The organism is Pseudomonas sp. S1(2024) (genome assembly GCF_046557535.1).
The window spans coordinates 1-10,747 of the sequence record NZ_JBKGFP010000141.1 but is presented as its reverse complement, the minus strand read 5'-3'; the positions used below and the strand labels follow the sequence as shown (position 1 = coordinate 10,747).

At 62.5% G+C, this 10,747-nt stretch carries 10 protein-coding genes; 6 read left to right on the top strand and 4 right to left on the bottom strand.

Going from position 1 to position 10,747, the window contains the following annotated elements:
• Positions 1-612: 612 nt before the first annotated feature.
• Both ACLCGK_RS32555 and ACLCGK_RS32550 read right to left on the bottom strand, forming a co-directional pair.
• Positions 613-2,106 (bottom strand): CoA-acylating methylmalonate-semialdehyde dehydrogenase, encoded by a 1,494-nt coding sequence (locus tag ACLCGK_RS32555; protein WP_410953676.1) that lies wholly within the window; start codon positions 2,104-2,106, stop codon positions 613-615.
• Positions 2,107-2,179: 73 nt separating this feature from the next.
• A complete protein-coding gene (locus ACLCGK_RS32550) occupies positions 2,180-3,526 on the bottom strand; it encodes an aspartate aminotransferase family protein (RefSeq protein ID WP_410953675.1) in 1,347 nt (448 codons plus the stop codon).
• A 117-nt stretch (positions 3,527-3,643) separates the two neighbouring features.
• Here ACLCGK_RS32550 and ACLCGK_RS32545 point away from each other — a divergent pair, with 117 nt between their 5' ends.
• From ACLCGK_RS32545 to ACLCGK_RS32525, 5 genes are all read left to right on the top strand, one after another.
• Complete coding sequence (locus ACLCGK_RS32545; protein ID WP_410953674.1) at positions 3,644-4,561, top strand: LysR family transcriptional regulator; 918 nt, start codon at positions 3,644-3,646, stop codon at positions 4,559-4,561.
• 90 nt (positions 4,562-4,651) lie between these two features.
• Entirely contained in the window at positions 4,652-5,314 is a 663-nt protein-coding gene (locus ACLCGK_RS32540; protein WP_003257076.1) for a TetR/AcrR family transcriptional regulator, read from the top strand.
• 9 nt (positions 5,315-5,323) lie between these two features.
• Complete coding sequence (locus ACLCGK_RS32535; RefSeq protein WP_015268839.1) at positions 5,324-5,908, top strand: IMPACT family protein; 585 nt, start codon at positions 5,324-5,326, stop codon at positions 5,906-5,908.
• Between the two features lie 370 nt (positions 5,909-6,278).
• Entirely contained in the window at positions 6,279-6,965 is a 687-nt protein-coding gene (locus ACLCGK_RS32530) for an SDR family oxidoreductase (protein ID WP_182329845.1), read from the top strand.
• Between the two features lie 86 nt (positions 6,966-7,051).
• The gene (locus tag ACLCGK_RS32525) at positions 7,052-7,999 is read left to right on the top strand and encodes an adenosine deaminase (RefSeq protein ID WP_410953673.1); all 948 of its coding nucleotides are present in this window, start codon (positions 7,052-7,054) and stop codon (positions 7,997-7,999) included.
• 31 nt (positions 8,000-8,030) lie between these two features.
• Here ACLCGK_RS32525 and ACLCGK_RS32520 read toward each other — a convergent pair whose 3' ends face one another.
• Positions 8,031-8,744 (bottom strand): ArsR/SmtB family transcription factor, encoded by a 714-nt coding sequence (locus tag ACLCGK_RS32520; RefSeq protein ID WP_013970739.1) that lies wholly within the window; start codon positions 8,742-8,744, stop codon positions 8,031-8,033.
• Positions 8,745-9,231: 487 nt separating this feature from the next.
• Between ACLCGK_RS32520 and ACLCGK_RS32515 the strand changes: the two genes are divergently transcribed.
• Positions 9,232-9,429, top strand: coding sequence for a hypothetical protein (locus tag ACLCGK_RS32515; RefSeq protein WP_075044510.1), 198 nt, complete (start codon positions 9,232-9,234; stop codon positions 9,427-9,429).
• Here the strand turns inward: ACLCGK_RS32515 and ACLCGK_RS32510 are convergent.
• A complete protein-coding gene (locus tag ACLCGK_RS32510) occupies positions 9,380-10,561 on the bottom strand; it encodes a multidrug effflux MFS transporter (RefSeq protein ID WP_410953672.1) in 1,182 nt (393 codons plus the stop codon). The two genes, ACLCGK_RS32515 and ACLCGK_RS32510, sit on opposite strands and share 50 nt — an antisense overlap.
• Positions 10,562-10,747 lie beyond the last annotated feature (186 nt).

The following is a 10,747-nucleotide window of genomic DNA, read 5'->3' as shown; positions in this document are numbered from 1 at the left end:
CATCTCAACCGCTGACAATCATTCGATCGTAGCCCTTTCAACTTCGCTTCAACTATCTAACTCTTTGAAAATCAAGGAGTTTGTCGTTCCGGCGTCGCTGGAAGTGGGGCGCATTATAAGGGGATTCAGAAGGCGGTCAAGGGTTAATTTCATTTATTTGAAATATCCCAGGCGAAGACCTTATAAAGGCCACCAGATGTTCGCCACAACACCTTCTGCGCCTATGAGATCGAGCGCCGCCCGCGCGGCGCTTCGCAGCACAAGGCTGCTCCTACATCTGTTTCGGGCCAGTCACGCCTGTGCCTGCGCACGCGACCGCCTTGTTTGCCCGACGCGACATCGAGGTGGACGCCAAGGCGGTCGCGTGCCGTTCTCACAGGAATAATTGGCCCGAAACAAACGGTAGGAGCAGCCTTGTGCTGCGAAGCGCCGCGCGGGCGGCGCTCGATCTCACAGGCGCCAGGGAACCTAAGGCAGGCATATCTCAAAGCCAATACCATCTCAAGACAGGCCCATAGCCGCCCTGACGCACACGACAACCAAAAGCCAAAACACCAAACCCCAAAAACAAAGCGGGGAGGCCTGTCGGCCTCCCCGCTTCCGCTTCATCCCTTACAAACTAGGGAACGCAAACTGCGAAGCCTCATGGCTGGCCCGCTGCGGCCAGCGCTGGGTAATCGCCTTGCGACGGGTATAGAAGCGCACACCGTCCGGACCATAGGCATGCAGGTCACCGAACAACGAGCGCTTCCAGCCACCAAAGCTGTGGTAGGCCACCGGCACCGGCAGCGGTACGTTCACACCGACCATGCCCACTTCGATCTCGTCGCAGAACAGGCGCGCCGCTTCACCGTCACGGGTGAAGATGCAGGTGCCGTTGCCATACTCATGATCGTTGATCAGTTGCATGGCCTGCTCCAGGCTGTTCACACGCACTACGCACAGCACCGGGCCGAAGATCTCTTCCTTATAGATACGCATCTCCGGGGTCACCTTGTCGAACAGGGTGCCACCGACGAAGTAGCCATCCTCATTACCAGCCACACGGAGGCCACGGCCATCCACCACCAGCTTGGCGCCAGCAGCAACACCTTCGTCGATATACCCCACTACCTTGTCACGGGCAGCAGCCGTCACCAGCGGGCCCATGTCCAGGCCGCACGAGGTGCCGGCACCAATCTTCAGGGCCTTGATCTGCGGTTCCAGCTTGGCAATCAGGGCGTCAGCCACCTGGTCACCCACGCATACCGCCACCGAAATGGCCATGCAACGCTCGCCGCACGAACCGTAGGCCGCCCCCATCAGTGCGCTCACGGCATTGTCCAGGTCGGCATCCGGCATCAGCACCGCATGGTTCTTCGCACCACCCAGGGCCTGCACACGCTTGCCGCGCTTGGTGCCTTCAGCGTAGATGTACTCGGCGATCGGAGTCGAACCGACGAAACTCAAGGCCTTCACTTCCGGCGCTTCGATCAGCGCATCCACCGCTTCCTTGTCGCCATGCACCACGTTGAGGATACCCTTCGGAAGGCCGGCTTCCAGCAGCAGCTGGGCGATGAACAGAGTCGAGCTCGGGTCGCGCTCGGAAGGCTTGAGGATGAATGCGTTGCCGCAGGCGATGGCCAGTGGGTACATCCACAGCGGCACCATGGCCGGGAAGTTGAACGGGGTGATACCGGCAACCACGCCCAGCGGCTGGAAGTCGGACCAGGCATCGATGTTTGGGCCGACGTTGCGGCTGTACTCGCCTTTGAGCACTTCCGGCGCGGCGCAGGCGAACTCGACGTTCTCGATGCCACGCTTCAGTTCGCCGGCAGCATCTTCCAGGGTCTTGCCGTGCTCTTCGCTGATCATCTGCGAGATTCGTGCTTCGTTCTGCTCCAGCAGTTGCTTGAAGCGGAACATCACCTGGGCGCGCTTGGCCGGTGGGGTGTTGCGCCAGGTCGGGAAGGCAGCCTTGGCCGAGTCGATCGCTTCCTGCACGGTCGCGCGGCTGGCCAACTCGACTTTGCGCACGGCCTGACCGGTGGACGGGTTGAAGACATCGGCGGTGCGCTCACCCTTGGTAACCAGTTCGCCATGGATCAGGTGCTGAACAATGCTCATGCAAAACTCCAGATAAAGAAGGTTGAGGCAGGCGCGCGATGCGTTCACGCGCCAGGCATCAGAATCGGAAAGATCAGTCGATCAGGTTCAGGGTTTCGCCTACTGCGTCGAACAGGCGATCCAGTTCCTGCGGCGTGGTGTTGAAGGTTGGGCCGAACTGCAGGGTGTCGCCACCGAAGCGTACATAGAAGCCTTTCTTCCACAGTTTCATCGCCGCTTCGTACGGACGCACGATGGCATCACCGTCGCGGGCAGCGATCTGGATCGCGCCGGCCAGGCCGTAGTTGCGGATATCGACGATGTTCTTGGTGCCCTTCACGCCATGCAGCAGCTTCTCGAAGTGCGGCGCCAGCTCGGCGGCGGCCTGCACCAGGTTTTCCTTCTGCAGCAGGTCCAGCGCGGCGATACCGGCGGCGCAGGCTACCGGGTGGGCCGAGTAGGTGTAGCCGTGCGGGAATTCCACGGCGTACTCCGGGGTCGGCTGGTTCATGAAGGTCTGGTAGATCTCGCTGCTGGCGATAACCGCGCCCATCGGGATGGCGCCGTTGGTCACCTGCTTGGCGATGCACATAAGGTCCGGGGTCACGCCGAAGGCTTCGGAGCCAGTCATCGCGCCCATGCGACCGAAGCCGGTAATCACTTCGTCGAAGATCAGCAGGATGTTGTACTGGGTGCAGATTTCACGCAGGCGCTTCAGGTAACCCTTCGGCGGCGGCAGAACACCAGCCGAACCTGCCAGCGGCTCGACGATCACGGCAGCGATGTTGGAGGCGTCGTGCAGCTCGATCAGCTTGAGCATCTCATCAGCGAGGGCGATACCACCCTCTTCCGGCATGCCTTTGGAGAAGGCGTTGACCGGCAGCACGGTGTGAGGCAGGTGGTCGACATCCAGCAGCTGACCGAACAGCTTGCGGTTACCGTTGACGCCACCGAGGCTGGTGCCGGCGATGTTCACGCCGTGGTAGCCGCGAGCACGGCCGATGATCTTGGTCTTGGTCGCCTGGCCTTTCAGGCGCCAGTAGGCACGCACCATCTTCAGCGCGGTGTCGGCACACTCGGAACCGGAGTTGGTATAGAACACATGGTTCAGGTCGCCCGGGGTAAGTTCGGTGATCTTCTCGGCCAGCTGGAACGACAGCGGGTGGCCGAACTGGAAGGCCGGGGAGTAGTCCAGTGTGCCGATCTGGCGAGCCACCGCTTCGGTGATTTCCTTGCGGGTGTGCCCGGCGCCGCAGGTCCACAAACCGGACAGGGCATCGAAGATCTTGCGCCCCTGGTCGTCGAACAGGTAGCTGCCTTCGGCCGCCACGATCAGGCGTGGGTCGCGCTGGAAGTTGCGGTTGGCGGTGTAGGGCATCCAGTGCGCATCCAGCTTGAGCTGGCTGGCGATACCGGCGGGGGCGGTTTCGGGCATGTTCATCGGCGGTTCCTCGGAGACGATTAGGCAACGATGGATGTTGTTGCAGCTAAATTGGCACGGCGATAAAGTCTGGAAAAGCCAACATTTCTAATCTTCAGACAGGCCCTGACTAAACTAATGAGCCGACGCCCCGATCCACTCGCCCAAGTCAGCGATTTTGACATCCGCCTGCTGAAGATCTATCGCAGTGTCGTAGAGTGCGGCGGTTTCTCGGCCGCCGAAAACGTGCTGGGCATTGGCCGTTCGGCCATCAGCCAGCAAATGAGCGACCTTGAGCAACGCCTCGGCCTGCGCCTGTGCCAGCGCGGACGCGCCGGGTTCTCGCTGACCGAGGAAGGCCGCGAGGTCTACCACTCGGCGCTGCAACTTCTCAGCGCTCTGGAAAGCTTTCGCACCGAGGTCAACGGCCTGCACCAGCATTTGCGTGGCGAGCTGAACATTGGCCTGACCGACAACCTTGTGACGCTGCCGCACATGCGCATTACCCATGCCCTGGCCGAGCTCAAGGACCGCGGCCCCGATGTGCGCATCCAGATCCGCATGATCGCACCCAGCCAGGTCGAGCACGGCGTGCTTGATGGCAGCCTGCATGTCGGCGTGGTGCCGCAGACCAGCCCGCTGTCGGGCCTCGAGTACCAGCCGCTGTATAGTGAGCGCTCGCTGCTGTACTGCGCAGTCGGCCACCCGCTGTTCTATGCCGATGACCAGCAGATCGACGACGACCGCCTCAACAGCCAGGAAGCCATCACCCCCACCTTCCGCCTGCCGGCCGAAATCCAGGCGCATTACCAGGCACTGAATTGCACGGCCAGTGCTTCGGACCGCGAAGGCATGGCGTTTCTCATCCTTACCGGGCGCTACATCGGCTACCTGCCAGACCACTACGCCACGTTCTGGGTGCAGCAAGGCCGCTTGCGTGCCCTCAAGCCCCGGGAACGCTTCTATGACCTGAGTCTCAGCTGGGTAACGCGCAAGGGCCGGCGGCCGAACCTGGTACTGGAAAGCTTCCTCGAAAGCCTGGCTGCGACACGCTGATGCCAGTCTGTGCCGCAAACGCTTGTCACTTCGGCACAGGCAGGTAATCTTGTCCGACAGCCGCAGCCACTGACCCGTACGGAATCGTCCATGACCCTAGAAGTCCCTGCGCATCGCCTCTCCGCCTCGGGCAAGCCCGCGGGCCGCATCCGCCAGAAGAACGAACAGGCCATTATCCAGGCCGCCGAAGACGAGTTTGCCCGCCATGGTTTCAAGGGCACCAGCATGAACACCATCGCCCTCAAGGCGGGGTTGCCCAAGGCCAATCTGCATTACTACTTCACCAACAAGCTGGGCCTGTACATTGCCGTACTCAGCAACATCATCGAGTTGTGGGACAGCACCTTCAACGCCTTGAGCGTCGACGACGATCCGGGCGAAGCCCTGAGCCAGTACATCCGCACCAAGATGGAGTTCTCCCGGCGCAACCCGCAAGCCTCGCGGATTTTCGCCATGGAAGTGATCAGCGGCGGCACCTGCCTGAGCGAATACTTCAGTGCCGACTACCGCGAATGGTTCCGTGGCCGGGCCGCGGTGTTCCAGGCCTGGATCGAAGCCGGAAAGATGGACCCGGTCGACCCGGTGCACCTGATCTTCCTGCTGTGGGGCAGCACCCAGCACTACGCCGACTTCGCCACCCAGATCTGCCAGGTGACCGGCCGCAGCCGCCTGACCAAGCAGGACATGGAAGACGCGAGCAACAATCTTATCCACATCATTTTGAAGGGCTGCGGCATCAAGCCGGCTGCCTGATCGTCATTTATGCCTTCTACCCTGCTCGACCTCTGCGAGTACCGCGAGGAAATCCGCAAAAGCCGCTTCATCACCCTGGCCGGGCCGATCAGCAGTGCCGCCGACGCGATGAGTTTCATCGAACGCCACAGCGACCTGGCCGCCACCCACAACTGCTGGGCCTGGAAGCTTGGCGCCCAGTACCGCAGCAGCGATGACGGCGAACCTGGCGGTACCGCGGGGCGGCCAATCCTCGCGGCCATCGAGGCGCAGGACTGCGACCAGGTGGTGGTGCTGGTAATCCGCTGGTACGGCGGCATTCAGCTGGGAACTGGCGGCTTGGCCAGGGCCTACGGCGGCGGCGCCAACAAATGCCTGCAACAGGCCCCCAAGCGGCTGCTGGTGCAGCGCAGCGAATTCACCTGCAGTTGCAGTTTCAGCGAACTGGCACTGGTGAAGCTGCGCCTGGCAGAGGTTGACGGCCTGGTTCTGGACGAACAATTCACCGCCAATGGCGTGGACCTGCTGATTGCACTCGGCGACACCCATCTGGCGCAAATTCAGCAGCAGTTGGCCGACTTGAGCCGCGGGCGCATTCTGCTCGAAGCACGTTGAACCTTGCCCACAACAACTGTGGGCCGGCCTGTGGATAAGCTTGGGGCATTCGCTTGCAGGCAGCATTAATCAAGGGCTACAGAAGCTTGATCATATTTTGATCACCATTTGATGACAGCCGCAAACCGTTGATGCTCCTGACGTTATCCCCAGGTCCCCAGCCTGCGTACCCCCCGCACAGCCATCTGCGCTTGCACACAATAACTGTGGACCAGCTTGTGGATAACCCGTGCGCCAACAGGCCGAAGGCCACGCCGTACAAGGGCCTGACGCAACTGGTGATTTTTCGTACAGCCCACCACGAGGCGCTCGGCAGCACAGTGCATTATCCTCAATATCCTTCTTCGAACCGATCACGGAGCGCATCCAAATGGCTAACGCAAAAACCGCACTCATCATCGGCGCCTCGCGCGGGCTGGGCCTGGGCCTGGTGCAACGCCTCCAGGAAGACGGCTGGACCATCACCGCCACCGTGCGCAACCCGCAGCAGCCCGGCGCCTTGGCGAACGTGCCCGGCGTGCGCATCGAACAGCTGGAAATGAACGACACGGCCCAGCTCGATGGCCTCAAGCAACGCCTGCAAGACCAAGTCTTCGACCTGGTGTTCATCAACGCCGGGGTCATGGGGCCTCTGCCGCAAGACCTGGAGACGGTGCAGAACAAGGACATCGGCGACCTGTTCATGACCAACGCCGTGGCGCCAATCCGCGTGGCCCGCCGCTTGGTCGGCCAGGTACGCGAAGGCAGCGGCGTGCTTGCCTTCATGAGCTCGATCCTGGGCAGCGTGACCATCCCCGATGGCGGCGAAATCTGCCTGTACAAGGCCAGCAAGGCGGCCCTGAACTCGATGATCAACAGCTTCGTCGTCGAGCAACAACGCCCCGACCTTTGCGTACTGGCCATGCACCCAGGCTGGGTGAAAACCGACATGGGCGGTGAAAACGCCGAGATCGACGTGCTGACCAGCACCCGCGGCATGCTTGAACAGATCAAGGCGCAAAGCGGTAACGGAGGCCTGCGCTTCATCAACTACAAGGGCGAACCCTTGGTCTGGTGATTCACCAGGTCGCAGCCTGGCCGTGCGCAATGCCCGGCCAGGCTCTGTAGAATGGCGGCAACCGTACCTGATCGAGATGACCCACCATGTATGACTGGTTGAACGCCCTGCCCAAGGCCGAACTGCACCTGCACCTGGAAGGCTCGCTGGAGCCCGAGCTGCTGTTCGCCCTGGCCGAGCGCAACAAGATCGCCCTGCCCTGGGCCGATGTGGAGACCTTGCGCGGTGCCTATGCCTTCAACAACCTGCAGGAGTTCCTGGACCTGTATTACCAAGGCGCCGACGTGCTGCGCACCGAGCAGGACTTCTACGACCTGACCTGGGCCTACCTGCAACGCTGCAAGGCGCAGAACGTGATCCACACCGAACCGTTCTTCGACCCACAGACCCACACCGACCGCGGTATCCCCTTCGAGGTGGTGCTCAACGGCATCAACCAGGCGTTGAAGGACGGTCGCGAGCAACTGGGCATCAGCAGTGGCCTGATCCTCAGCTTCCTGCGCCACCTCAGCGAAGATGAAGCACAGAAAACCCTTGACCAGGCCCTGCCATTCCGCGATGCGTTCATCGCCGTTGGCCTGGACAGCTCGGAAATGGGGCACCCACCGAGCAAGTTCCAGCGAGTGTTCGACCGCGCCCGCAGCGAAGGCCTGGTCGCCGTTGCCCATGCCGGCGAGGAAGGCCCGCCCGAGTACATCTGGGAAGCCCTGGACCTGCTGAAGGTCAAGCGTATCGACCACGGTGTGCGCGCCATCGAGGACGAGCGCCTGATGCGGCGCATCATCGACGAGCAGATCCCGCTCACGGTGTGCCCGCTGTCGAACACCAAGCTGTGCGTGTTCGACCACATGAGCCAACACAACATCCTCGAGATGCTCGAGCGCGGCGTGAAGGTCACGGTCAACTCTGACGACCCGGCCTACTTCGGCGGCTATGTCACCGAAAACTTCCACGCCCTGTACACCCATCTGGGCATGACCGAAGACCAGGCCCGTCGACTGGCCCAGAACAGCCTGGATGCCCGGCTGGCCTGAATGACCTGACGGCGACATATCTGTGGCGCCGTCAACCTACCTGCAACGTCGGCACGCGGGCAATGCGATTGATCTGCTGGATACCCAACGCAGAAATATGCAATGCCCGCGAGTCCTCGGCCTCGCGCATCCAGCCAGATTGCAGGAACAGCCGGAACAAGGCCTGCCCCAGCACGCCGCCCAGGTGCGGCCCCTGGTCGTTCCACTCGGTGCAGCGGCAGATCACGCAGCCACGTTGCTGGTGCGGCGCCAAGGCATCGATGTAGACCCCGACCAAAGCCAGCTGCGTCCGCCCCTCTTCGCTTACCATCAACTGCCGACCACTACCCTCCAGCCAGCCGGCCACCACCAGACGGTGATACAGCTCACCGGCCAGTTCCCCACCCAGGTGATCGCCACAGCGACGCGCCCTGCGTATCGACATGGGCAGCGGTGATACCGGTGCCTTGGCCCGCTCCCCCCTGGCACTCTCCAACTGGACACTGGCCAGGGCCTCCACCGCTGCCCCGACTTGCGGTGTGGCCAGCCGGAAGTAGCGCTTGCGCCCCCGCGCTTCGTGCCGGAGCAAACCGGCCGACGACAACAACGAAAGATGAGCACAGGCCGATGACGAGGTCAGGCCTGTCATTACCGCGAGCTCGTTGGCCAGCCGCGGCGTGCCATCGATCAATGCCCACAACATGGCACTGCGCTTGGGGTCGGCCATCAGGCTGGCAATCTGGCTGATACTGCTGGCTGCGTTCATGTCCCTGTAACTCCCTGCAAGTTCACTGTGTGGATGCGATGGCCACCCCTGGCAGGGAAGCGCCTCTCGCTGGCACTGGCCTGGTTCGCCAGTATAAGCCGCAAAAAACGCCATTCAGGCAGCGCCGCGCAGTGGTGCCACAGGCAAAATACCACTGGGTATGCCTACCCATGGCAGGCAGCGGAACAGTGCGTGAAAGCTGCCCGGACCGCGTGGGCAAGCAGCCCGGCACACATGGCAGGAGCCCGGGAACGACAGGCGGAAAAAACACCGGATGCAACTTCGGACGCGGCCGACAAGCAATTTCCACAAGTAGCGCAAGCCAAAGCGAAGGTTCCACGTGCTTGCAGGCATTGCACCCCAAGCTGGAAAAAACATGTAGAAAACGTTCTTGCCGACCGTCAGTCAGGACACTGATGCAGGTCATGGCGGGCAGAAGGTGTAGCGCTACACTTCATCCGCTCTCCCCCTTTGGAGGTATGCCGCGATGAAAATTGTCGTCAGTGCGTCGAGCCGAAACCCCGCTTGCCCCTGGCAGGTCCAGCTCGATCAACACGTGGTCAGTTTCCGCAGCGAGGCCGAGGCGCGTGCCTTCGTCGCCACGCTGGAAACCCGTCTGCAGGCACCTCACCCGCTTATGCGGGAGCCTTGGCCGGCAAGCGTCGGGTCAGCAGCGCGACACTGACCACCAGCGCCCCGCACAGGCTGATCACCAGCGCCATCGGTACCGCACTGCCATCATGCAGCAGCCCCACCAGCGCCGCTGCACCGGCGGCGACGCTGAACTGCAGGCAGCCCATCAGCGCCGAGGCACTGCCGGCCCGCGCCCCCTGCCCGCTCATGGCACAGGCAGAGGCGTTGGGGATGATGCAGCCGAGGCTGGAGATGCAGACGAACAGCGGTACCAGCAGTGGCCACAGCTGTGTTAGCCGCATTGCCGCCACGGCCAGCAACACCAGGCCCGCAGCCAGGTACAGCCACACCGCACGCGCCAACAGAAATGCCGGCCCGCGCTTGGCCAGCAAGCGTGCATTCACCTGCGCCACCAGGATGAAGCCGGCGGCATTGGTGCCGAACAACCAGCCGTAATGCTCGGCCGGCACGCCATAGAGCTTGATGAACACGAAAGGCGAACCGGCGATGTAAGCAAACATGCCGGCGATGGCGATACCACCGGTCAGGGCATGGCCGACGAACACCCGGTCAGCGAACAGGCGCAAGTACTGGCGCATGGCGCCAGACAGCGGTTGCCGCGGTATGTGCTCGGGCAGGCTTTCCGGCAGGCCCAGGCTGACCGCCAGCAGGCAGCCGGCACTGAACAGGCTCAGGGCGAGGAAGATCGATTGCCAGCCGGCCACGTTCACCAGCACCCCGCCCAGCATCGGTGCCAGGATTGGCGCCAGACCCATGACCAGCATCAGCTGCGAGAACACCTTGGCCGAGGCCACCGGGTCGCACTTGTCACTGACGATGGCCCGCGAAAGCACCATCCCGGCGCAACCGCCCAACGCCTGGACAAACCGCGCCAGCACCAGGCTATCGAGGTCGGGGGCATAGGCACATGCCAGTGACGCCAGGGTGAACAGGGTCACCCCGAACATCAGCGGCTTGCGTCGGCCAAAGCGGTCAGCCACCGGCCCGTAGGCCAGTTGCCCGATGGACAGGCCAAGGAAGTAGGCGGCCAAAGTGGCCTGGACGTGTTTTTCATCGGTGGCGAACGCCTGCGCCATGGCCGGGAAGGCGGGCAGGTAGAAGTCGATCGCCAAGGGCCCGAACGCACTGAGTGCGCCCAGGATGAGCACCATTCGCAGGTTCATCAGGAATCCATAGCAGGCTAAGCAAGTGCTCGATTCTACCTGCTGTGGCCCCTATCGATGTGAAAACATTTGCAACAATACCGAGCCTGGAGCGCCCTCTGTGGGAGCGGGGGGGGGGGGGGGGGGGGGGGGGGGGGGGGGGGGACCCGATACGCCCGTGTTTTTGTGTAAACCCACTCCCCCACA

Excerpts from the sequence above, each read along its gene's own strand:
- ACLCGK_RS32540 (WP_003257076.1), top strand. The coding sequence starts at position 4,652 with ATGACCCTAGAAGTCCCTGCGCATCGCCTCTCCGCCTCGGGCAAGCCC.
- ACLCGK_RS32530 (WP_182329845.1), top strand. The coding sequence starts at position 6,279 with ATGGCTAACGCAAAAACCGCACTCATCATCGGCGCCTCGCGCGGGCTG.
- ACLCGK_RS32555 (WP_410953676.1), bottom strand. The coding sequence starts at position 2,106 with ATGAGCATTGTTCAGCACCTGATCCATGGCGAACTGGTTACCAAGGGT.
- ACLCGK_RS32515 (WP_075044510.1), top strand. The coding sequence starts at position 9,232 with ATGAAAATTGTCGTCAGTGCGTCGAGCCGAAACCCCGCTTGCCCCTGG.
- ACLCGK_RS32525 (WP_410953673.1), top strand. The coding sequence starts at position 7,052 with ATGTATGACTGGTTGAACGCCCTGCCCAAGGCCGAACTGCACCTGCAC.
- ACLCGK_RS32520 (WP_013970739.1), bottom strand. The coding sequence starts at position 8,744 with ATGAACGCAGCCAGCAGTATCAGCCAGATTGCCAGCCTGATGGCCGAC.
- ACLCGK_RS32550 (WP_410953675.1), bottom strand. The coding sequence starts at position 3,526 with ATGAACATGCCCGAAACCGCCCCCGCCGGTATCGCCAGCCAGCTCAAG.
- ACLCGK_RS32510 (WP_410953672.1), bottom strand. The coding sequence starts at position 10,561 with ATGAACCTGCGAATGGTGCTCATCCTGGGCGCACTCAGTGCGTTCGGG.
- ACLCGK_RS32545 (WP_410953674.1), top strand. The coding sequence starts at position 3,644 with ATGAGCCGACGCCCCGATCCACTCGCCCAAGTCAGCGATTTTGACATC.
- ACLCGK_RS32535 (WP_015268839.1), top strand. The coding sequence starts at position 5,324 with ATGCCTTCTACCCTGCTCGACCTCTGCGAGTACCGCGAGGAAATCCGC.